The organism is Caproicibacter sp. BJN0012 (assembly GCF_035986805.1).
Taxonomy (GTDB): Bacteria; Bacillota; Clostridia; order Oscillospirales; family Acutalibacteraceae; genus Caproicibacter.
This window is the reverse complement of the sequence record NZ_CP142518.1, coordinates 3,351,597-3,373,811: the sequence shown is the minus strand read 5'-3', so window position 1 is coordinate 3,373,811 and position 22,215 is coordinate 3,351,597. Positions and strand designations below refer to the sequence as shown.

Below are 22,215 nucleotides of genomic sequence, written 5' to 3'. Positions count from 1 at the left end.
TTATTTGAATGCGGGAATGAAATCGGGGCAGCTTTTTTCGGGATTGTTTTCATCGATCAAAACGGTTACCGGATCGCCGGACCCAAAATCCGGGTGTTCCCACAGCAGGTCGCTGCGTCCTCGATAACTTTCCCCGCCGTATTTGTATTCATAGAAAAAGCGCCAGGGGTGCCTTTGTGCCCCGCATGAAATGCCGGTCAGCCAATACTTACGGATGAAACGGATTCTGGCCTGAACGCGAAAGCCGTTCTCCCTCAGAATTTCTACCTTTTTGTTGTGCATGTTTGCAACGAGCCATAGGCACAGGGCGAGAAGCAAAAGTACCGCGCCGATCTCCAGATCGGCGAAATCGGCGGAAACCGCGCCTATCACGGCATAGGCCGCGCCGACGAATCGCAAAGCCAGCGAAAAGCATTCCATGATAGTTTTAGGTGAAAAAACAGTTTTAAAAAAATGCATGCGATCCTCCCCCTGCGTTTCAGCCGCATTAGAAGCGGACAGCCGGGCAGGTCAATTCCCGTTGTAAAGATTCATCGCATCCGCCGCTTTGCCCTGCACCATCAGGGCGACGGCGTCGTTCGCGCGTGCGACCGCCTCATCGAACCGCTTGCGGTCCTCCGGCGAAAAGCGCGAAAGGACCCAGTCCGCGAGGTCCCACCGCCGGTCCGGCCGGTCGCCGGTGCCGAGCCGGATGCGCGGAATACGGTCGCTGCCGGTGAGATAGATGATGTTCTTCATCCCGTTCTGCCCGCCGTCGCTGCCCTTTAAGCGGATGCGCAGCTTTCCCGGAGGGAAGCTGATGTCGTCGTACAGCACGATGACCTTTTCCGGGGGAATATGGTAGAAGCCCATCGCTTCCACCACGCTCTGGCCGCTCAGGTTCATGTAGGTTCCGGGTTTTAGCAGCAGCACGTTTTTTCCGCCGATCCGCGCCGGGGCGCAGAGCCCTTTGAATTTCAGCCGGTCGATGGTCGCGCCGGCCTGCCCGGCGATGTAATCGACGGCCATGAATCCGGCGTTGTGGCGGGTCTCCTCGTATTTGGGGCCCGGATTGCCGAGGCCGACCACCAGGTATTCCGCCTGACCGGCCGGCTGCGGCCGGATGTGGAACAGATTGTTCAGCATGGCACACTCCTAAAATCGTAAAGAAGAATACGGAAACGGGCGGGACGGATGATCCGCCCCGCCTTAGAACGCAGAAAAGCCGCCCGGCCGCAAGTCAATCAGACAAACATGGGGGATACCGGTTTGTCCTCGTAAATGCGGTCGATCGCTTCGGCAAACAGCGGAGCGACGGAGAGGACCGTCATATTCGGCAGCATTTTTTCCTTCGGGATCGGAATGGTGCTGAGCAGGAAGAGATTCTTGATCGGGCTGTTCTGGATCCGCTCGATCGCGGGCCCGGAGAGCACGCCGTGCGTCGCGCAGGCCGTGACCTGCAGGGCGCCGCTGTCCATGATCGCCTGGGCCGCGTTGCAGAGCGTGCCGGCGGTGTCGACCACGTCGTCGACCAGGATGACCTTCTGGCCCTTCACATTGCCGATGATGTTCATGACTTCGCAGACGTTCGCCTTCTGCCGGCGTTTGTCCACGATGGCGAGCGGGACCCCGAGGCGGCTGGCAAAATTGCGCGCCCGTGTGACGGAGCCGAGGTCGGGGGAGACCACAACATATTCATCGGCGTGCCCGGCAATCAGCTCCTTCATGTGGGAGGCGAGCAGGGGCACCCCCAGCAGATGGTCGACCGGGATGTTGAAAAACCCCTGGATCTGCGACGCGTGCAGGTCCATGGTCAGGACCCGGTTCGCCCCGGCCGTGGTCAGCAGGTCGGCGCAGAGCTTTGCCGTAATGGGGTCGTGCGCCTTCGCCTTGCGGTCCTGGCGGGCGTAGCCGAAATAAGGAATGACGGCGGTGATCCTCGCCGCGGAAGCGCGCTTCATGGCGTCGATCATAATCAGCAGCTCCATCAGGTTGTTGTTGACGGGCGCGCAGGTGGACTGAACAATGAAGCAGTCGGAACCGCGGACCGAATCGTAGATGGAGACCGATATTTCACCGTCGCTGAACGTGCCGACATCGCTTCTGCCCAGCGGAAGCCCCAAACATTTGGCGATCTTTTCAGCCGTTTCCCGGCTTGCGCTGGCGGCAAAGATTTTGATGTCTTTCCCATGAAAACTCATTTGTGTTTATCCCCCTATTTTTTGTCTGTCTTTGCTTTTTCGGTCATGGTGGTATAAGGAGCAACGGTCTGCCCAGGCTTTATGGTGCAGCCGCTGCACTGTACGGAATTAAGGACCGCGCCTTCGCCGACCGCGCAGTCCGTCACGACGGTATTGGGGCCGATCACACAGCGGGGCCCCACCGATGTCCTGCCCCGGAGGATCGTTCCAGGCAGGATGCTGACGCCCCGGCCGACGGCGACGTCCGGTCCGATGACGACTCCGTCCCTGCAGGGAATATCGACCCCCTGCAGAAGGAGAGCGGTCAGAATTTTTTCCCGCGCGATGCGGTTCAGCTCCGAGAGCTGAAGGCAGTCGTTGGCGCCCAGCACCGCATCCGCGCTGCCGGCCTTGCAGGCGCCCGCTTTTTTGCCCCGCTCGATCAGGAGGCGGACGGCGTCCGTCAGATAGTATTCCCCCTGCGTGTTGTCGTCCCTGATATCTGAAAGGATTCCGAGCAGGTCTTCAGCTCGGAACCAGTATGCTCCGGAGTTAATTTCCCGGATCCTTCGGACTTCCGGGGAGGCGTCCCTCTGCTCCACAATGGCGGCGAGAGATCCGGTCTGCGGGTCGCGCACGATGCGCCCGTACCCGGCGGGGTCCGGGACTTCCGCCGAAATGACCGTTACGGCATCGCTTTTTTCACGGTGAGCTCCCTGCGCTTTCTGAATATCCTTTGAGCTGATCAGCGGGGAGTCCCCGTTCAGGATCAAAACGTCCGAACCCGCGTTTGAGCGCAAAAAATCGGCCGCCATCATCACGGCGTGCCCGGTGCCCCTCCGCTGCGGCTGGTAAGCGATTTGAATGCTGCGGTCGTATGCGGCCGCAAACCGTTCCACCTGTTCGTGCAGATGGCCGGTTACGACGCACAGACGCCCGATCCCAGCCGCTTTCACGGAGTCGAGGACCCATTCCAGCATCGGCTTGAAAAGAACGGGGGCGAGGGCCTTCGGATAGTCCCGCTTCATCCGTTTTCCTTCTCCCGCAGCCAGAATCACGGCGCAGTTTTCCTGTGGCATGCTGATTCCTCCGTAACCTATGGGGTCTGCATTTTTCTGCATATTTGCTGTATTGCGTTCCATGTCTCTTTCGCTACTATTATCTCATATTCATTTTTTTTTTCAAGCTATTTCAGGCCATATGTTAAATTTCTTGCGGCTTCCTGTTAAAAATGATTTGACTATTTCCCTTGTATGAAATAAAATAGAACCAGAAAATGGATATAAATGGTAATCAGGATTTGCGGTTAAACCCGGTCCGTGTTCCGAAAGAAGGGAGATGCTCCATGAAACTGTTTGATGCGGATTGGGTTGAGGTTTACCTCAGCACGGATTATGAAGAATATCTCAGAAAACAGATTATGCTGCGGGAAGGCGGGATGAAATTCAAGGCGAAGACCAGAAACAATTCGCTCCGGTTTTCCATGAATTTCTTGGGAGGAAGGAGCGGGGGCCTCTCCCGGGGAGGGCCTTCCATTAAGGATTATTATGTCATCCTGGTCCGGCGGGCGGACGCCGCGTACGCAAAGTTCCTGCTGGGCTGACTTTCCGGCCCCACACCGGAATTTTTTAGGAAACAAGGGAAAAAATAATGCCTGTGATTAGGAAAAACATATAGCATTTGATTCGGGTATTTGATATAATACAGTTTGAGCGATTTGCGATCGAACGCGAATGTTCACCAAACACAATTTTTATTCTTTTCAGGAGGTAGTTTCATGAGCAATAAATATCTTTACTACTTCACCGAGGGCAGCGAGGCCTTTCACGGCGACATGACCACGATGAAGAACACTCTGGGCGGCAAAGGCGCCGGTTTGGCAGAAATGACCGAAGCCGGGATGCCGGTGCCGCAGGGTTTTACCATCACCACCGATGCCTGCACCCAGTACTATGAGGACGGCCGCCAGATCAATGGAGAAATTGAGAAGGATATTTTTGATCATATGAAGGGCCTGGAGAAAATCACCGGGAAGACCTTCGGAGACATCAGCAATCCTCTTCTTGTTTCCGTTCGTTCCGGCGCGCGTCAATCCATGCCCGGAATGATGGACACGATCCTGAATCTGGGCCTGAATGACGAGGCCGTTGAGGGCTTGGCAAAAAAGACCGGCAATCCGCGTTTTGCTTATGACAGCTACCGCCGTTTTGTTCAGATGTTCTCGGACGTCGTCATGGGCGTTTCCAAGAGCCTGTTCGAAGAAGAAATCGATAAAATGAAGGCCGAAAAAGGCGTGAAGAACGACGTCGACCTGACTGCCGAAGACCTGAAGAAGCTGGTCGGCATTTTCAAAAAGATCTATGAGGACAACGAGCACAAGCCGTTCCCGCAGGAGCCGAAGGAGCAGCTGATCGAGGCTGTGAAAGCGGTGTTCCGCAGCTGGGATAACCCCCGCGCGAACGTTTACCGCAAGATGAATGAAATTCCTTACGAATGGGGAACCGCGGTCAACGTCCAGCAGATGGCTTTCGGCAACTCCGGCGACCACTCCGGCACGGGCGTCGCGTTCACCCGCAACCCGGCGACCGGCGAGAAGGCGCTGTTCGGCGAATACCTTATCAACGCGCAGGGCGAGGATGTCGTCGCCGGCGTCCGCACGCCGTCCCCGATCAGCCACCTGAAAGATCAGATGCCGGAAGTGTACGATCAGTTCGTCAAAATTGCGACGAATCTTGAGAATCATTTCAAGGACATGCAGGATATGGAATTCACCATTGAGGACGGTCACCTGTTCATGCTGCAGACCCGCAACGGCAAGCGCACGGCGGCCGCCGCGCTGAAGGTCGCGTGCGACCTGGTGGACGAGGGCATGATCGATGAGGAAGAGGCCGTTCTCCGCGTGGAGCCGAAGCAGCTCGACGCTTTGCTGCACCCGCAGTTTGATGCCGAAGCCATCAAGAAGGCGAAAGCCATCGGCCACGGCCTGGCGGCTTCTCCGGGTGCCGCCTGCGGCAAAGTCGTTTTCTCCGCCGACGATGCAAAGGAGTGGGCGAAGAAAGGCGAAAAGGTCGTTCTGGTGCGCCTTGAGACCTCTCCGGAAGACATCGAGGGCATGGCGGTCGCGCAGGGTATCCTGACCGTCCGCGGCGGCATGACCTCCCACGCGGCGGTTGTCGCGCGCGGCATGGGCACCTGCTGTGTTTCCGGCTGCGGCGAAATTGTCGTTGACTATGACAAAAAGCAGTTCACTCTTTCAGGCAAGACCGTGAAGGAAGGCGACTACATCTCCATTGACGGTTCCACCGGCAATGTTTACGATGCGGCGATTCCGACCGTTCCGGCCACCATTTCCGGCGACTTCGGCCGCTTCATGGCTTGGGCCGACAAGGCGAGGAGACTGCAGGTTTACACCAACGCGGACACCCCGAAGGATGCGAAGCAGGCGCGTGAATTCGGCGCCGAGGGCATCGGCCTGACCCGCACCGAGCACATGTTCTTTGAAGGCACCCGCATCAAGGCGATGCGCGAGATGATCGTTTCCGAGACGGTCGAGGAGCGCAAAAAGGCTCTTGCGAAGATCATGCCGTACCAGCAGGGCGATTTCGAGGGCCTGTACAGCGCGATGGAAGGCCGTCCGGTGATTATCCGCTTCCTGGATCCGCCGCTGCATGAGTTCCTGCCGACCAAGGAGTCGGATATCAAGGAGATCGCAGGCGAACTGGGCATCACCGTCGAGCACCTGAAGAACGTGATCGCTAGCCTGCACGAATTCAACCCGATGATGGGTCACCGCGGCTGCCGTCTTGCCGTCACCTATCCGGAAATTGCCGAGATGCAGACCGCGGCCGTCATCAACGCCGCCATCAACGTCAACAAGGCGCATCCGGGCTACAATGTCGAACCGCGCATCATGATTCCGCTCGTGGGCGAGATCAAAGAGCTGAAATATGTCAAGGACGTCGTCGTCGCCACGGCTGACAAGATCATCGCCGAGGCGGGCGTCAAGATGAAGTACCAGGTCGGCACCATGATCGAGATTCCGCGTGCCGCGCTGACCGCGGGCGACATTGCCAAGGAGGCTGAGTTCTTCAGCTTCGGCACCAACGACCTGACCCAGATGACCTTCGGATTCAGCCGCGACGACGCCGGCAAGTTCCTTGATTATTACTATGAGAAGAAAATTTACGAATCCGATCCGTTTGCGCATCTCGACCAGGTGGGCGTGGGCAAGCTGATCAAGATGGCGGTCGAAGACGGCCGCGCGACCCGCCCGAACATTCACCTCGGCATCTGCGGCGAGCATGGCGGTGACCCGTCTTCCGTCGAGTTCTGCCATTTTGCCGGCCTTGATTATGTTTCCTGCTCACCGTTCCGCGTGCCGATCGCACGCCTTGCGGCTGCCCAGGCGGCAATTAAGGAAAAAAGGGCAAAAGCCTGATTCCGTTTTAAACGTTTTGAAGCGAGATTCCCCTGCGTTTTCGCAGGGGAATTCTTTTCAGGAGGGAGATTGAAATATATGCAGAAGAAACAGGTGAAGATTCTGCTGATTCTGATCCAGACGCTGCTGATTGGGATGCAGTTTCTGCCGGTCGGCATGGCAGCCTCTTCGACACCGGGAGACAAGGAGCCGCTGAGTGTCTTCGGAATGATTCACCGCTATGCCGGCATGGGTTTTTCCAACAACGCGCTTGTTTATTTGCTGCTGTCTTGTCTGCTTCCGATCCTGACGGCCTTTTTACTGATCTTTCTCAGGGAGCGCTATAATTTTGGGATGGCGGCCTGTCTCAGCGCGTTTTACATGTTGGCGGCAGCGTGCTTTTTTACCGCGGCGAAACGGAAAATGGTGGATTCCGTTGCGATGACTGGTTTGCATTATTTCATTATTCTGGCATCGCTGCTTTCCCTTGCGCTGGCCGCCTGGGGATTCTGTATCTGCGTGCCGTCTTCGAAGGAAACCTGACAGCTTCCGGCCCGGAGGATAATATTCAGGCAAAAGGGCTTGACTTTTTCCTCTCGATCTAATATAATAGTTAAGCTGTCATTGTGAATGGAGGATGTTTTCAATGCCAGCTTCCTTGAGAATGCGCTCGTAGCTCAGCTGGATAGAGTGTCTGACTACGAATCAGAAGGCCGTGGGTTCGAGTCCCTCCGAGCGCGCCAGAAAAAGACAGGGCTTTTGTCCCTGTCTTTTTTGCGTATTTGGAGGGCGAGAACCCACCGGTGCAGCCCGGAGGACCGCAGCGGTTTTCCGTTTTCACGGGCTTTATGAAGGGGTCCGCGGAACGCGGCCCAGAACCGCACTACCCGAGTCCCTCCGAGCGCGCCAGAAAAAGACAGGGCTTTTGCCCCTGTCTTTTTTGCGTATTTGGAGGGCGAGAACCCACCGGTGACATTTTATCATCGGCGCTGAAATGGGCGCCCGGAGAATGCTTGGATACCCGAAGGCCGACTTAAATTGTTATGATTTATATTTTTTTCAATTCTAGACATCAATGCCACCGCACCTTTGGAAAATAGGGCTATGGCGAAGTAAATCGGTAATCCATAATAGCTTTTCCACGTAATCATTTGATATATTCCAACCAGCACAAAGAGCGGTTCAAAAACAAAACAGGAAAAAACGGAAAATATAAAAGACGCGATCGCAAAGCTCTTCCAAGTGTAAAAATACTGATAGATTAAAGAGTAAATCATGGGCAGACTTGCCAGATCAATAGACGATATCGGAGGAAAAAGGGGGATAAGTTCGATAGGGTAGTCCCACAAGGTCAGCTCTTCCCCAAGCTCATCCAATGCTAAAACAATAATGCATGTGATCCCCGTGAATACGACGATCTCAACCAATTTCGATTTGTCGATTAATTTCCACCAGATTAATGCAGACAAGATAAATACCGCAAGCAGCAGCCACCATTTGAAATGAAAAACATACCTGGACCATTCTTCAAACCGGGCCACGGTCAATTCCCATTGCACCGCTGCATTTTTCACGATATCCTGAGACGTGGATTGCATTTATACCGTATCCTTTCATTCAGCTTGCTTTGCTATTGCGTAAATTCTTTTTATCACGGCTCTTACGATAACGGTAACCGTAAAATAGATAACGGCGCTGAAAAAGTAGTTCCAATGAAGGAGGCAATAAAAACCTCCCCATGACAGAAGGGGCTCGATTAGAAAACAGATAAAGGCCGTCGTTATAACCGCTGCGCATAGAAAGCTTTTCCTCCTGCCAAACCTCTGATAGACTAAAGAATATGCAAAAGGAAGACCGACTAAATTGAAGGAAGACAAAGGTGGGAATATGGGGATAAGATCGGTCGGGTACTCCCATAGGACCAGTTCTTCCCCGTACTCATGGACGCCCATGAATACGATGGCCGACAATATCGCAAAGAGGCTGATCTCGAAAATCCTCGACTTGTCCAGGAGCCTCCACCAAATCAACAGCATGGCGATCACAAGAAAAATCAACAACCACCAGCGAAAGTGAAACACATCTGACTCAAACCATTCTTTGACATGCATATCGGTCAATTGTTTCTGAATGCCTACATCTCTTGGTATGTCTGAAATTTTACCGATCATGTTTTACTCTCCCCCCTTTTGTCGAAATTTGTCCTTATATGCTATTGATAGGTATTTTGAAATATGTTATCATTCCATAAATTAATAAAAATGAAATGAACCATGCTGCTAAAGGGTTTCTGTCATGTAAAATCAAGAGGGGAAAAGTCATGATATAAAGAATTACAGAAAGCCAGATATTCCAGCCGTTATAATAGACGATTTCTTTTGTAATGCAGAACATCATTTCACAGAAAGATAAAATCAGAATATATGAGGATAGGTAAAAGACCTGTTTTAAATGCTGTTCAGGAAAATTGGATAAAAATAAAATGATGATGCAGGGGAAAACAATAAACTCCAAGACGTAATTGCAGCCTCTATCGATCGGGGAAGAACCATAAAACAGCCACAGGGGCTTTTCATCTGTAATGATGCTCACATTGATGCTGATTATGATGTAATAGAGTATCGTGGGATAATAAAGTTTCCAGTGTTTCCAATCACCTTTCTTATAACATAAATAAACAGCAATAATCGCCATAATCAAAAGTATCATTTTTACCCAACCTTAAGCCTCAATAATACTGTTTAGTATGTTTCGAATACTATGAAATATTATGTGAAATTACAATTTGCCGAAGGTAACCCAATATTGAGCCCCGAAAATTCGACGGGTAGGATCGTTAATCAGAAGACTGTGAGCTCTCACCCTCCGGCGCAGCCCGGAAGCGGCCTTGCGCTTTCACGGCTTTTATTGCGAGCGCGCCGGAAAAAGCAGAAAAAACAGCGTCAGACAGCCATTTTCGGTTGTCCGATGCTGTTTTTTATTTTTTGTATGGATGTGGTTAAAGCCCGCTTTATGTCGTAACCGCGCTTTCTTCCGGCTTCTGCGCGTTGCTAAATCCGTTGTATTCTCACCGAGTGAGCCTCAAAGAAATCCAGGAGGGAGGTAAGCCAGTTGATGCAGCTTTAATTGGAAAGAGTGCCGGTAAAATTCATATGAGATCCGGCATGCTCCAGTTAATGGCATGGCGCAGGCGAAGTATCATGAAGGAGACCAGCAGCATGGCGGAAATGCTCGGATCATCAAAGTCCAGTCCGGTGATTTCTTTTATCTTGTCCAAACGGAAATACAGCGTGTTTTTGTGAATGTGAAGACGCTTGCAGGCCGATGCCGGAGTGTGCGGGTTGCTCAGGTGAATGAACAGGGTGTAAGTCAGCTGTGAATTGTGCTTCTTGTCATAATCCAACAGCGTCGTCAGCTGCGGAAGGCAGAACATCGATATATCAAATTTGGAGGACAGCTTGTAAACCATATATTTCAGGCGGTAGCGGTCGTACGGATAGACGTTGATCTGGGGATCGAAGATTTCGCCGACCTCAATTGCGGCCCGGGCCTGCATCGTATGTTCCCGGACGCCGTCGATCGAGGTAAATGAAGAGCTGATACCGACTTTCAGAATCATCGAATCCATAAATTCGGCGCATTTTGCCAGGATCGTTTTCAGCGGGTTGGAGCAGTCGTCATAGCTTGCCAGATAGATGATCTGGCTGTTCTGAATAATAAAAATGCTGTTTTCAAAGATGCTCTGCAGAGCTTTGCTCAGTTCCTGAATTCCATAGCTGTCCCGGATGGATTTGGGAATATCGGCGACCAGGATATATTTGATATCCTTGAGCTGATACCCGAAGGCACAGATGCGCTCCTCCCATTTCCCGTTGGGATCGCAGTTCTCGCTCAGCAAATTGGAAAAAAGGTTGGTGTAGTAATTCGCCTTATTGATGGTGTAGAAGTCCTGCTTCTGCATTTGCAGGCTGATCTGATTGGCGATCTGCGGTAAATAACGGATCAGGGTTTCCGGCAAATATTCCTCCGGCCTCAGATACACGCTGAAATAGCCCACGATGACGGAGCTGATCAGGATCGGAGTACAGTAGTGCTTAAACTCTTCAGCCTCAGGCGGAAGCTGCGCTTTTTTGTGAAAGATCAGCATCGGTTCCCGCGACGACTTCCCGATCCTCAGCGCCGGGATATCGATCAGGCGGATGATATCGGGAGGAACGTAACCTCTTTGATTGTCTGAAATCAGGTCGGCGCTGAAAAACGGATAGGCCGTCGAACTGGCGAGGATGGAAAAAGAGTTATTTACAATGTTGACGGGATGAGAATAGATACCGGCGATCTTGTCCGCGATTTCCGTCAGGCTGGCGTTTGCACAGATCAGGGCGGAAAGACTTTGCATGCAGCCGTCCATCCTGTAGATGAGCTGAAAATCGGAACACAGCTGATTGTAGCAGCCTGTGAATGCGGCCCGGTCGGAAAAATAAGCGGCATTTGCCGTATGGCCGCACAGATATTCCTTGGAAGGAGCTTCCTCGGAATACAGGATCACCGAAAGCTTTTCCGGAAGCTTCAGATGCTGAAAGACCGTGAAAGGACAAAAGTATAAAACCGACTGACAGAATTTCTGTTCATATTCACCGAGAAAAACCAAGGACTGATATTCCTGATTCGAATCGGTTTCTTGCAAAATGACCATTGTGCCACAGCACAATTTCGTAGAAATTTCTCTCCAAGTCATTCGGAACAGCTCTTTTCTGTGAAGATAGAGGGATTTATAGCATTTTTATTATATATTGATTTTCGAAAGAAAACAAGAAAATATTCCATAGGTTTTGTGCAAATTATGCTTCCCCGGCGCATGGAAGCCCGGTGAAAATAGGATGTGCCGAGGGATGTGGTTGATCGGCGAAAGAAAAGTGGTCGATTTGCACAAAGAAAAATCAGGATGGAGGATATTGCCGATCGGAATTTGAAATGCTGTGCGGCGGCACGATGTGCTTTTGAGGAACGGGCTATATAATGAACATCAGGGAAAAAAGACCCGCGGGCCGTCCGACGGTTTGGCGCTGCGGTTCCCGAGGGCTTTCCGAAACCGGAGCGGTTTCCGGCGAAACATAGAAAGGAGTTTCAATATGGAAGACAATCGCGAGCGGATTATCGTAAAGAAAACGTTCGACGGCCAGGAATTCGATGTTGTATACGTTAAGGGGACTACCGGCAAGACCAAGAGGCAAATGGATGAGATGAGAGCCAGCGGCAATGTGAACGTCGACCCCGCGGCGGCGATGTTCAGCTATTGCGCGGAGCTGAACCCCCGCACCTATCAGGCGGGCCCCGGCATCATCTGCGAGCAGGACGTGGCGGTGAAGATGCGGGACGGCGTTACGATCTATGCGGATATCTACCGCCCTTCCGATTCTGCCGGGAAGGTTCCCTGCATCGTTTCCTGGGGTTATTTTGGCAAGCGTCCGGCGGAAGGCCAGGATGACTGGAAGCTGATGGGAGTCCCTCCTCAGGCCGTTTCCAAGATGGCAAAGTTTGAATCCGCCGATCCCGGCTACTGGTGCCGTTATGGCTACGCGGTAGCCAATGTCGACGCGCGCGGCGTCGGCAATTCCGAAGGCTGTGTGAACCTGTGGGGCACGGAGGACGCGCGGGACGGCTATGACTTCGTCGAATGGGCCGCCGCTCAGGCCTGGTGCAACGGCAGGTGCACTTTGTTCGGCAACTCCGGCGTCTGCATGGAGAACTGGAAGATCGCGGCGGAGCAGCCGCCCCACCTGGCCTGCCTGGCAGCGTGGGAGGGCCAGAGCGACCTTTACCGCGAGAGCTATTTCTGCGGCGGCATTCCCAACCCCGCCTATGAAGAGAACATTGTCAAGGAGGTCGCCTGCAAGACCTTTGTTGAGGATACCGTCACGATGGTACAAGGGCGGTTATGCCCTGAAAGAGTCGGAAGATGTCCATGGAAACCCGTCCTATGCCATATCAAAAGCGGAGTCGTTTGACGATGTCAGAAAAAATCACTCCTTAAATTCCGCGGTTGAAGTTCTGGCAAACAGGGAAGATTATAAGGGAGCCGGCTTCTCCGACGAACAGGTCGACGCGGTCGCGGTGGAATGCATGGCCCACAGCAAATCGAATTCCGGCGTCAAGGATTTAAACAGCAAGTCCGATTGGTCGGGTTGTTTCGACAAAATAGACGCCGCGGTGGACGCGTATAATAAGGACCACCCTGAGCAGCCGGTCTCTTTCGACCGTTCCGCCTTTGAGAACGACGACAAAAAACTCGGCCAAACTGCGGCGGCGGCTCTGTCGCTGCGCATCGGCGATGTGAGCAAGGATTCCCATCCGGATGCGGTTTCCCAGTCCGGAGAACAGATCCACGTCGACCGTTCCTCCATCAACGACTCCGCAGGCAATTTTAAGGATGAAGTGGCGGATGCGGATATTTCACGCGGGGACGCACAGGAAAACGTGGACAGCCCGAAGTCCCGGCAGGTCCACGCGGGGGAACAGAATATTATTGAAAATCATACCGTCCGCGAGGCGGATGGCGCCGTGAGTCACGAAATCACGGTCATGGACGGCAATTCAGCCCCCAAATGCACACAGGAGGCAATAACGGACCACATCGGGGAACTGGCATCCGCCCCGGACGCTCATTTTGAGACAAAGATCAATTTTAACGGAGAATGCTCCGAAGAAACCAAAGCGAGCTATAACGATTACAGGGACCACATGGAGAATGCCCGCGACGACCAAACAGGCAAACTGAAATATGCCAATGTGTCGATCCATTACCCGTGGGACGACTAAAGGAGGAATCATACCATGAAATTGCTGGACCATGCCGGGCGCAGGGGACATCAATCCGACAACTTCGGCTCCGACCATTTTCACGACAATGAGTTCGGCCTGGCATTCGCCGCGGCGGTCTGCCGCCGCGCGGCTTTCCGCGTCAAGTCCGTCACGCTGAAGGACGAGGAATCTTTTATTGATTTCGGCCTGAGAGAATCCTTTACCCGGATCGCGGACACGGATGCCTTCATCGCAAAATACAGATCCGCGAAGCTGGCGCGGGCCGACATGGAGTTTGAGCTTGACGGAAAAACGCTGTTTCTCGACGTGCTCTTCGGCGCCAGAAATGTCAGCGTTATTTATCCGGACGATTCATCGATTGACATCGGCGGACTGATGAATTCTCTGGAAAGCGACGCGCTGGAATTAATGAAAAAAGGTGCGGCGGGGAAAGGGAATCCCGATGGTTCAGATCCTGTCAAACGCTTCGAATCCAAATATATGGATTTGTTCGGAAGCCTGCCGGACGAGAGTCTTTTTCTCGCAAGCCGCGAAGAATTCCGCGACGCACTGAGGCGGGCCGTGAAAATGAAAGTCCCTCTGACCGATTTGCTCCCGTTAAAAAGCGGCAGCGGCAAATAACTTCAAATCCCGACGATTTTTACTCCTTGACCGCGTTCTCACGGCCCGTGAACCCGGCCTCCGTTTCCGGCGAAGAGTTGCCGGTTTAAAAACCGGGATGTCGTTATTATTCTTTCATTTCGGGGGAACAATACGGAGGACGGGAGGTGATAAAAATGGACGCACCCAAAATGCAGGTAAAATGCGGTGTTGAAAACTGCCATTATAATAAGCAGCATATGTGCTATGCGGATTATCTGGAAGTCAATGCCATGGGCGGCAGAGGAACCAACAAGGCGGAGTCCAGCGATTCAACGTGCTGCTCGACTTTTGTAAATCATGAGACCATGTAAATCTTTTCTGTCCGTCGTCAAAGGCAAACAGAAATAAAATAAAATCTGATAAAAAGAGCCGCACGTTTGCAGAAGCGAACGTGCGGCGTTTCTTTCCGGCCGGGCTGATTGAAAAATGCGGCGAGGAGACACGGGAACGTGTCCGCCCGGCTGTTTTTCCTTACCGGATCATTTCACTCTGATCGTTGCTTTTATGAAGCTCCATCAGCTGTTCGACGTCTTCCTTGTCAAAATCGGGCAAATCGCCGGGAACCGTGCATTTCAGCGCGGCCATCGCATTGCCGTAATCGATCATTTTCCGTTCGGATTGGCATGCGAGCAGGCCGTACAGCACCCCGGCGTCGAATGCGTCCCCGCTTCCGATCCGATCGGCGACGGAAATGGGGGAGTAAGGCGTACCCGTAAAAAATTCATCCTTCTCCGCGGAATAGACCGTGCTGTTCCAGGCGTGTTCCTTTTCACTGATGACTTTGCGCGCGGAGGTCGCTACGATCCGGATGTTGAACTCGGCGGCAAAACTCTTCATGATTTCCCGGAGAGTGCCGGTCTTTTGAAACATTCTCCGGCAGGATTCCTCCGAGATGAACAGGATATCCACATAGGGGAAAATTTCCGTCAGGACCTGGCGGGCCGTCTGTTCGTCCCAGAGGTTGGCGCGGAAGTTCACGTCGAAGCTGATGAGGGCTCCGCCGGCGTGAAAGCGCTTGATCGCTTCGACAGCTGTTTTGCGCACCGGCGGCAGGGCAAGCGTGATCCCCGTTGTATGAAAGATTTTCGTATCCGAATAGACCGACTGCGGCAGGAAGCTCAGATCCAGTTTCCCGGCGGAGCTGTGGCTTCTGTCGTATACGACCTTCGGCTTCCGGGGAGCCGCGCCGCCCTCGGAGTAATAGACACCCAGCCGCGCGTCCTTTTCGCTGTCGATGGAAATCAGCTCCCGGGAGACCCCCATCCTTTGAATTTCATGCAGGGCGAATTTTCCGATCTCATTGCCGGGAAGGCAGGTGATGAAACCGGATTTGCAGCCCAGCCGCGCCATTCCGGAGCAGACGTTCAGTTCCGATCCCCCGATGCAGGCGGTAAAGGAGCCGCCGCCGGAGATCCTTTGATCCGGAGCGGAGGACAGCCTCATCAGGCTTTCTCCCAGCGCGACGAAATCGTAGGCTTTCTTTCCCGAAAGTCCGGCCGCCGGTGAAACGGGTTCCCCGGATTCGGGCTTATCCTGAATCAGGCGGACCGTCTGCCGGCAAAGCTCCGTGATCTTATCCCAGTTCTTTGCCCTGATATCGGCTTTTCCGACCATATAGCTTCCGCCGCAGGCCAAAATTTTCGGGAAAGAGAGATAGGTTCCGATATTGTTCAGATTAATTCCGCCGGTCGGCATCCAGCGGATCTGCGTGAACGGGGCGGAAAGCGCCTTCAGCGCGCCCAGGCCGCCCGACTGCTCCGCGGGGAAGAATTTCAGCACGCTCAGGCCGAGCCCGATCGCCTTCTGAATCTCGCCGGCTGTCACGCAGCCAGGAAAGATGGGAATCCCAATCTTTTGACAGTAAAGAACCGTTTCGGGGTCAAGGCCGGGGGAAACGATGAATTTCGCCCCCGCCTCGGCGGCGGAATCGACCTGGGCCGGATTCAGGACCGTTCCCGCCCCCACCAGCATATCAGGGAACGCTTTTGAAATCGCCTGAATGGATTGATAGGCACCTTCGGTCCGGAAAGTGACCTCGGCGGCGGGAATCCCGCCGCCGATCAGAGCGGATGCCAGAGGAACCGCGTCTTCCGGGTCTTCCAGGGTGACAACCGGGATAATTTTAAGTTCCGCCATTCTGTCGGTTACTGATTTCATTTTTCTTCTCCTGTCCTTTTATCCGCGGTCCGGGCTTGTTGAGCCGCGGATATTCAAATGGTTTGGAAGTTCAATATACTGCGGCCTGGCCTGGCTTTTGCCGCGCAGCCGGCGCAGCAGGAGCTTGGCGGACCGCGTTCCGACGCCGTAGGAGTCCTGCGTGATGGTGGTGATGCCGGGCGGAACCAGGGACGCCCAGCCCCAATCGTCGAAGCCGCAGAGGCCAAGTCCTTCGCCGATCGGGTATCCGCCCTGCCGCGCGGCCTGGAGAACGGCGAGAGAGGTGACGCCGTTGACGGCGAAAACGGCGCATCGTTCAGCCGGATGCCGCCCGATAAAGTCGGCGAGACTGTCCGTACAGCTTTTAATATCGTTTTCGTCGATCACATAAGAGGAGGGACCGCCGTCCTCCCGGTACAGTTCCCTCATCGCGTCCAGATATGCCCGGTATCGGATGACGCGGGGGCTGACGGTTCCGTTTCCCTGGGTAAAAAATGCGATTTTGCGGTATCCGTTTTCGAAAAGATGCTTTATGCAGGCATAGGCCGACCGGTAGTTGTCCGTCGTGACCGTGCTGATGACGTCCCGCGGTTCGATGCTCCGGTCGGCCAGCACGATGGGGACGCCTCTTTGGCTCAGCTCCGCCAAATAACCGTCGTTTCCGCCCGTCGTGTTCAGAATCAGGCCGTCCACCTGATGCTCCAGAAGTTTCTGGATGCAATCTATTTCCCGTTTCGGACGGTTATTGCTGTCGGAAAACAGGACCTGGTATCCGCTGGAGCTGCAAATGTCGTTGATCCCTTTGAGCAAAATGGAAGAAAACGGGCTGCCCACGTCCGCGATGACGCACCCGATCGTCTGGCGGCTGCTTGCCTTCAGGCTTCGCGCGATCCTGCTGGGGTGATATTCCAGATCCTCGATTACCTTTTGGATCCGGTCCCTGGTTTCGGCGGACATCGAGTCGAATTTGCCGTTCAGAAAACGGGAAACCGTCGTTTTGGAAACCCGGGCGGTTTGAGCAACAAGATCGATTGTGACGTGCTTTTCTTTCATAATACAGACCTGCTTCATTTTCGATTGATGAAGGCGTTGGGGAAACTGATTTCGGAAACCGGTTTACCATCCGAGACGACTTCATTATAGAGAACGGCGGTAAAAAAGTCAAGACAGACCGCGGGTATTTTCCGATTAATTTCCGACGCGGAAACGGTTCATGTTATACAGCAGGTGGAAAAGCATCGCCTGTTCCGCTTCCATGGGGTGCCTGTCCCGGATCGCCTCAAAAATGCTTCGATGGGATTTCAGCGTCTGCTCGTATTCCTGGCGCCCGACCACGGAAGAGAACACGGTGACTCCCTCGCTGATGATCGGGATCAGGTTGGAAACGACAAGATTGCCGGAGCAGCGCGCGATCTGAGCGTGAAATTTCCGGTCCTTTTCCGCGAACCGGGTGTGCTGGGCGATCTGCCCCTCCACTTCCAGCAGGGCGATTTCCAGCTTCGCAATGTCCTGCGGCGTGGCGTTCTGCGCGGCCAAAGCGGCGATCGGAGGCTCAATGACGCAGCGGAGCTGAAGCAGGTCCCTCGTCAGCTTGTTTTTATCCTTGATCATGGAAAACCCCAGCGGATCGTCCGGAATGCCCATCTTTTCCGAAATGAACGTTCCGGCTCCCTGGCGGATTTCGATGACGTTGCTTGTGGCGAGCGAGCGCAAAGCCTCGCGCGCCGTGTTCCGGCTCACGCCGAGCATGCCGCAGAGCTCGTATTCATTGGGGATCCGGTCTCCGGGCTGATAATTTTTTTCCTGAATGATTTTTATGATTCCGTTCGTCGTCCGCTCGATCAGGGTTTCCTGATCCATGGCGGGACGGGGTGTTTTCTCCTGCATTGGCCGCCCCTTCCGGATCCGCCGGCGGATCCTTTCTTTCCAACAAGTTTATCACAAAAGACTCCGCTGTGAAACACCTGTCTTTAAAAATCAGCGGACGGGAATATTTTTAGTGACAATGACGTCGCTGTCAAGTCCCAAAACGTGGGGAATCACCGTCTGACCGATCGATACGGGAGCCGTCAGCTTTGCCTTCTTGATTTCTTTCATCACGTCGAAGATCCGATCCTTCGGCACGGGTTTCGACAGGCGGACGCTGGCCAGGGGAAGGGCGCCGCCCTCCAGCAGTACGGAGGAAGCGATGTTCCGGACCGGATTGACCAACTCCTGATGGACGTATTCCTGGCCGCGGGGACATCCGGCCCCCTGCAGGGAGATGATTTTTCCGTCTTCCACTTCCGCGGAGATTTCACACCCGTTGGGGCATATGATACACACAAATTTCTTCAGCATAGCGCCCGCACCTCCAGGTTTCCGTTCCCGGAGAGGGATTCCCGGCTGACGGGAATCTGAATCATTTCGGCGGGAATGGCTTTTTTCATTTTTTTACTCTGTATCACTTTACCGTTCTGAAGAACCTGAATTTCGCATCCGGCGAGGGGCCGGCTGACCCGCAGGGACAGGGTAAAGCCGTTTTTGCCGCTGATTTTCTGCGGGACGGTATGGTTGATATTTTTATCCGCTGAAATGCTCAGCCGGTTTTCCGGCAGGCTGCCCGATTTGACATATTCGGCGACGGAATCGGCGAGGCGTTCCGCCTCCAGCGATACAAAGTCGACAAGGTCGTGAACGTGAAGCACATTGCCGGCCGCAAAGATCCCTTCCACGCTGGTCCGGCAGAATTCGTCCACCACTGCCCCTTTCGTCCGGGGGTCGATTTGGACGCCGGCCTGCATGGAAAGCTCGTTTTCCGGGATCAGGCCGACGGAGAGGATCAGGGTATCGCAGGAAAAATCCTGCTCCGTGCCGGGGACCGGCTTCAGCTTTTCATCGACCTGAGAGACCGTAACGCCGGTCAGCCGCGCTTTTCCGTGGATATCCGTGACCGTATGGCTCAGGTAAAGCGGGATGCCGTAATCTTCCAGGCACTGGTGGATGTTTCGCGGCAGGCCGCTCGGATAGGGCTGTATTTCAAAGACGGCGGAAACCTCGGCGCCTTCCAGCGTCAGCCGTCTTGCCATGATCATGCCGATATCGCCGGAGCCCAGAATAACGGCCCGCTTTCCGACCATCCTATTGTGCAGGTTGATGTAGGATTGGGCGACTCCCGCGGTGAATACCCCGGCGGGCCGCTCGCCCGGAATCGCCAGTGCTCCGCGCGTGCGTTCCCGGCAGCCCATCGCGAGAACCACCGCTTTCGCCTTAAAATGTTTGAGTCCACCACGCCCCACCGCCGTGACGACCCGGTCCGGAGTGAGGGACAGGACGGAAGTCCCGGTCAGAATTTGGATGTTTTCCTTTTCCGTTTCGTCCAGGAACCGCTGCGCGTATTCCGGTCCGCTGAGCGTCGTATGAAATCTCGTGAGGCCGAATCCGTCGTGAATGCACTGCTTCAAAATGCCGCCGGCGGTTTCTTCGCGCTCGAGAATCAGGATATCCCTGACGCCCCTGCGGCAGAGTTCGACCGCCGCGGCAAGCCCGGCCGGACCTCCGCCGATGATGATTACGTCTTTCTGTTCCAAGAGTAGCACCTTCTTCTCCCAATGTTTTCGTGTCCGCCGGCCCGTTTAGCCCCGGACCTTTCCCGTAAAGAGCCTGGAGTTTTTCCGCTCGTAGAGAAGCGCTTCGGGCGGGATGCCCAGCTCCTGCTCGATCAGCTCCGCAACGCGCATCTGACAGTACCCGCCCTGGCAGCGGCCCATCATGGAGCGCGTCCGGTATTTGATCCCGGTGAGAGTACAGACGCCGAGCGGGTTGTGGATGGCCTGAAGGATTTCCGCTTTCGTCACTTCCTCACAGCGGCAGATCACATCGCCGTAGTCCGGGTCCCGACCGATCAGTTCCTGTTTCCGTTCCTCGCTCTGCGCGGCGAAACGCTCCGGGCCTTTGCGGCGGGGCTGAAAATCCGGATTCGGTTTCAAATCGGCCCGCTCCGCCATCAGGGAAACCACCTTTCTCGCAATCGGAAGGGCGGCCGTCAGTCCGGGGGACTCGATGCCGACCAGATTCACCGCATGGGGGGCGATGTCGTCCCGTACTTCGATCCGGAAATCCTGAATCGCGCCGTTTTCATCCACCCACTTGGGCAGAATTCCGGAATAGTTCCGGATGTAGTCCGACCTGCGGATGCAGGGCCAGAGACTTGAGGCGTTTTCCGCCAGAAAATCAATACTTTTCTGCGGGACGCCGTAATAAGTAAAATTCGTTACGTTTTCCGCGTTTGGTCCGACGATGACGTTTCCGTCGACGGTCGGCGTCACATGGACTCCCATATAGGTATTGCTCGGAACGGGGTAAACGGGCATCGGAAGCAGGGGACCGGTCTTTTTGTCCAGAATAATGTAGTCCCCTTTCGAGCCGATGATCCGGTACCCCGTGATCCCGAGCATGTCGGAAATACTGCCGCATCCCAGTCCCGCGCTGTTGACGATCCAGCGCGTGCGGAATTCTCCGTCCGTTGTCGAAATCGTGTAGGACTGGTCCGGATTTCTGCGAATGGAATTGACCTCCCGTCCGAAAAAATAAGACGCTCCGTTGATCGCCGCATTTTCGGCAAGCGCGATGGTGTACCGGAACGGGTCGACGATGCCGCTGTTTGGGGAGAGCAGCGCAAATTCGCCCCGCACGGCGGGTACAAGCTCGTGCAGGCGTTCCCGGCCGATCAGGGTCAGCCCCTGGACTCCGTTCCGCTTCCCCTGAAGCAGGGCCTTTTCCAGGTTCCCCATATCCTCGTCCGTGTTTCCGACCAGGACCTTTCCGGTGCGCCGGAATGGAACGTCCAGTTCCTCGGCGACGCGGTCGAATTCCTGGTTGCCTTCCACGCACAGCCGCGCTTTCAGGCTTCCGGTGTCGTAGGCGAAGCCGCCGTGCACCACGCCGGAATTCCGTCCGCTGGTTTCGTTGCAGACGTCCATGTTTTTTTCCAGCACGCCGATTTGCAGTTTGTATCTTGATAGTTCCCGGGCAACGGCCGAGCCGACAACACCGCCCCCGATGATGATTACATCGAACTGCTGCATCATTGATTCACCTCATAATGGTCCAATGTTTTATAAAATAGTTATAGCATGTGAAAGCAGTAATGTAAAGATATAATCTTAAATTTGTAATAATTTTGGGTGTAATGTGGTAAAAATATGAAATTATTTCTTTTACAAATAAAATATAGATACTACCATATCATGATAAGTACAATAATATAGAGATAAATGCTGAAATAATATTCAGAATTTATATTTTTTATTATAAAAACAGTCTGCGAAAAAGAAATAAAAGGATGATCGATTCTCTTTAATTTCGAACTTTTACAGCAAAAATTGTGAAAATTAAATAAATTATTACAAAATATCTCATGAATTATGCGAATGGACAGTTTAGTATATTAGTACTAATATATTAATCGATTAGTGAATTACGGAAGAAAGGAAGGCCGGTTATGAATCCTCTGCGTTCGAAGATCCAAGGCAAAACGGGCTTGCTGAGTTTACTGCTTGAGGCAATGGCGCTGTTGTCGGTGTGCGCCTCGTCCCTGACATTGATCCTGCGGTACAACCTTGTTCCGGAACAGATACCGGACCTGTTTTCATTGAAATCGGAGACCATTTCCAAAAATTACTTATTGTATCTGCTCGTCCTTCAGGTGGTTTCTTATTTCCTGCTCGCTTTGTTTCAGGCGCATCCCGAATGGAGGATGTATTCTACAAAGCTGCTGCCGGATCTGAAGAATGAGCGGACAAGAAGGGCTCTTTACCGTTTCAGCAGTTTTTCCCTGCTGACAGCGAAAGCTGAAATCGCCTTCACCCTGAGCGTGATCGTGATTGGAACGGCCTTCGAAAAAAACATAACCGGTCCGGTCATTGTAATGATGGCCGTCATGCTGTTTACGCTGATCTTTTTCAAGACCGATCTGCCAAAGCAGAACGCCTGAGAGCGCTGCCCGGCATTTATGGAATATGCGTCTATCGCTGTTAGGAG

Annotated in this window: 23 protein-coding genes and 1 tRNA gene; 10 read left to right on the top strand and 14 right to left on the bottom strand. The window is 53.7% G+C overall.

What is annotated here, in order from left to right:
* From VA597_RS16695 to VA597_RS16680, 4 genes are all read right to left on the bottom strand, one after another.
* Window positions 1–459 carry a DUF3592 domain-containing protein gene (locus tag VA597_RS16695; RefSeq protein ID WP_326974891.1) on the bottom strand — a complete coding sequence of 153 codons (459 nt, stop codon included), beginning with the start codon at window positions 457–459 and terminating at the stop codon, window positions 1–3.
* A 51-nt stretch (window positions 460–510) separates the two neighbouring features.
* A complete protein-coding gene (gene pth, locus VA597_RS16690) occupies window positions 511–1,125 on the bottom strand; it encodes an aminoacyl-tRNA hydrolase (protein WP_128744005.1) in 615 nt (204 codons plus the stop codon).
* Window positions 1,126–1,223: 98 nt separating this feature from the next.
* Window positions 1,224–2,180, bottom strand: a complete 957-nt coding sequence (locus VA597_RS16685; protein WP_128744004.1) for a ribose-phosphate diphosphokinase — start codon at window positions 2,178–2,180, stop codon at window positions 1,224–1,226.
* A 14-nt stretch (window positions 2,181–2,194) separates the two neighbouring features.
* Window positions 2,195–3,238, bottom strand: coding sequence for a sugar phosphate nucleotidyltransferase (locus VA597_RS16680; RefSeq protein ID WP_128744003.1), 1,044 nt, complete (start codon window positions 3,236–3,238; stop codon window positions 2,195–2,197).
* A gap of 266 nt (window positions 3,239–3,504) precedes the next feature.
* Between VA597_RS16680 and VA597_RS16675 the strand changes: the two genes are divergently transcribed.
* The 4 genes from VA597_RS16675 (at window position 3,505) to VA597_RS16660 (ending at window position 7,319) form a co-directional block, all read left to right on the top strand.
* Complete coding sequence (locus tag VA597_RS16675; protein WP_326974890.1) at window positions 3,505–3,762, top strand: hypothetical protein; 258 nt, start codon at window positions 3,505–3,507, stop codon at window positions 3,760–3,762.
* Between the two features lie 174 nt (window positions 3,763–3,936).
* On the top strand, window positions 3,937–6,597 hold the full coding sequence (gene ppdK, locus VA597_RS16670; RefSeq protein ID WP_128744001.1) for a pyruvate, phosphate dikinase: 2,661 nt from the start codon (window positions 3,937–3,939) through the stop codon (window positions 6,595–6,597).
* Between the two features lie 78 nt (window positions 6,598–6,675).
* Entirely contained in the window at window positions 6,676–7,119 is a 444-nt protein-coding gene (locus VA597_RS16665) for a hypothetical protein (RefSeq protein WP_326974889.1), read from the top strand.
* 123 nt (window positions 7,120–7,242) lie between these two features.
* Window positions 7,243–7,319 (top strand) — tRNA-Arg (locus VA597_RS16660).
* A 237-nt stretch (window positions 7,320–7,556) separates the two neighbouring features.
* On the opposite strand, the gene VA597_RS16655 is transcribed toward VA597_RS16660, so the two are convergent.
* Genes VA597_RS16655 through VA597_RS17810 form a run of 3 tightly spaced genes read right to left on the bottom strand, consistent with a single transcriptional unit; the run spans window position 7,557 to window position 9,270 of the window.
* A complete protein-coding gene (locus VA597_RS16655; protein ID WP_326974888.1) occupies window positions 7,557–8,174 on the bottom strand; it encodes a CBO0543 family protein in 618 nt (205 codons plus the stop codon).
* A gap of 15 nt (window positions 8,175–8,189) precedes the next feature.
* Entirely contained in the window at window positions 8,190–8,747 is a 558-nt protein-coding gene (locus VA597_RS16650; protein ID WP_326974887.1) for a CBO0543 family protein, read from the bottom strand.
* Between the two features lie 34 nt (window positions 8,748–8,781).
* Window positions 8,782–9,270, bottom strand: a complete 489-nt coding sequence (locus VA597_RS17810; RefSeq protein ID WP_442872800.1) for a CBO0543 family protein — start codon at window positions 9,268–9,270, stop codon at window positions 8,782–8,784.
* 66 nt (window positions 9,271–9,336) lie between these two features.
* Here VA597_RS17810 and VA597_RS16645 point away from each other — a divergent pair, with 66 nt between their 5' ends.
* Window positions 9,337–9,597, top strand: coding sequence for a hypothetical protein (locus tag VA597_RS16645; RefSeq protein WP_326974886.1), 261 nt, complete (start codon window positions 9,337–9,339; stop codon window positions 9,595–9,597).
* A gap of 127 nt (window positions 9,598–9,724) precedes the next feature.
* Here the strand turns inward: VA597_RS16645 and VA597_RS16640 are convergent, their stop codons facing one another.
* Window positions 9,725–11,269: a PucR family transcriptional regulator gene (locus VA597_RS16640; protein ID WP_326974885.1), complete on the bottom strand. Its 1,545-nt coding sequence runs from the start codon at window positions 11,267–11,269 to the stop codon at window positions 9,725–9,727.
* 436 nt (window positions 11,270–11,705) lie between these two features.
* On the opposite strand from VA597_RS16640, the gene VA597_RS16635 reads away from it, so the two are divergent.
* The 4 genes from VA597_RS16635 (at window position 11,706) to VA597_RS16620 (ending at window position 14,348) form a co-directional block, all read left to right on the top strand.
* Window positions 11,706–12,581 (top strand): CocE/NonD family hydrolase, encoded by an 876-nt coding sequence (locus VA597_RS16635; protein WP_326974884.1) that lies wholly within the window; start codon window positions 11,706–11,708, stop codon window positions 12,579–12,581.
* Window positions 12,478–13,392, top strand: coding sequence for a hypothetical protein (locus VA597_RS16630; protein WP_326974883.1), 915 nt, complete (start codon window positions 12,478–12,480; stop codon window positions 13,390–13,392). The genes VA597_RS16635 and VA597_RS16630 overlap by 104 nt, the downstream gene beginning before the upstream one ends.
* Before the next feature lie 15 nt (window positions 13,393–13,407).
* Entirely contained in the window at window positions 13,408–14,016 is a 609-nt protein-coding gene (locus tag VA597_RS16625) for a hypothetical protein (protein ID WP_128743988.1), read from the top strand.
* Window positions 14,017–14,171: 155 nt separating this feature from the next.
* The gene (locus tag VA597_RS16620; RefSeq protein WP_128743987.1) at window positions 14,172–14,348 is read left to right on the top strand and encodes a DUF1540 domain-containing protein; all 177 of its coding nucleotides are present in this window, start codon (window positions 14,172–14,174) and stop codon (window positions 14,346–14,348) included.
* A gap of 160 nt (window positions 14,349–14,508) precedes the next feature.
* Here VA597_RS16620 and eda read toward each other — a convergent pair whose 3' ends face one another.
* The 6 genes from eda to VA597_RS16590 form a co-directional block, all read right to left on the bottom strand.
* Window positions 14,509–16,194 carry a bifunctional 4-hydroxy-2-oxoglutarate aldolase/2-dehydro-3-deoxy-phosphogluconate aldolase gene (gene eda / locus VA597_RS16615; protein ID WP_243112552.1) on the bottom strand — a complete coding sequence of 562 codons (1,686 nt, stop codon included), beginning with the start codon at window positions 16,192–16,194 and terminating at the stop codon, window positions 14,509–14,511.
* 18 nt (window positions 16,195–16,212) lie between these two features.
* Window positions 16,213–17,247, bottom strand: a complete 1,035-nt coding sequence (locus VA597_RS16610) for a LacI family DNA-binding transcriptional regulator (protein ID WP_164919112.1) — start codon at window positions 17,245–17,247, stop codon at window positions 16,213–16,215.
* 135 nt (window positions 17,248–17,382) lie between these two features.
* Window positions 17,383–18,081 (bottom strand): FadR/GntR family transcriptional regulator, encoded by a 699-nt coding sequence (locus tag VA597_RS16605; RefSeq protein ID WP_442861464.1) that lies wholly within the window; start codon window positions 18,079–18,081, stop codon window positions 17,383–17,385.
* Window positions 18,082–18,171: 90 nt separating this feature from the next.
* Entirely contained in the window at window positions 18,172–18,534 is a 363-nt protein-coding gene (locus VA597_RS16600; protein ID WP_128743985.1) for a DUF1667 domain-containing protein, read from the bottom strand.
* On the bottom strand, window positions 18,528–19,763 hold the full coding sequence (locus tag VA597_RS16595; RefSeq protein WP_128743984.1) for an NAD(P)/FAD-dependent oxidoreductase: 1,236 nt from the start codon (window positions 19,761–19,763) through the stop codon (window positions 18,528–18,530). Before VA597_RS16595 ends, VA597_RS16600 begins: the two co-directional genes overlap by 7 nt.
* Window positions 19,764–19,808: 45 nt before the next feature.
* Window positions 19,809–21,263, bottom strand: a complete 1,455-nt coding sequence (locus VA597_RS16590; RefSeq protein WP_326974881.1) for an NAD(P)/FAD-dependent oxidoreductase — start codon at window positions 21,261–21,263, stop codon at window positions 19,809–19,811.
* Between the two features lie 413 nt (window positions 21,264–21,676).
* On the opposite strand from VA597_RS16590, the gene VA597_RS16585 reads away from it, so the two are divergent.
* Window positions 21,677–22,168 carry a hypothetical protein gene (locus VA597_RS16585; RefSeq protein WP_326974880.1) on the top strand — a complete coding sequence of 164 codons (492 nt, stop codon included), beginning with the start codon at window positions 21,677–21,679 and terminating at the stop codon, window positions 22,166–22,168.
* Window positions 22,169–22,215 lie beyond the last annotated feature (47 nt).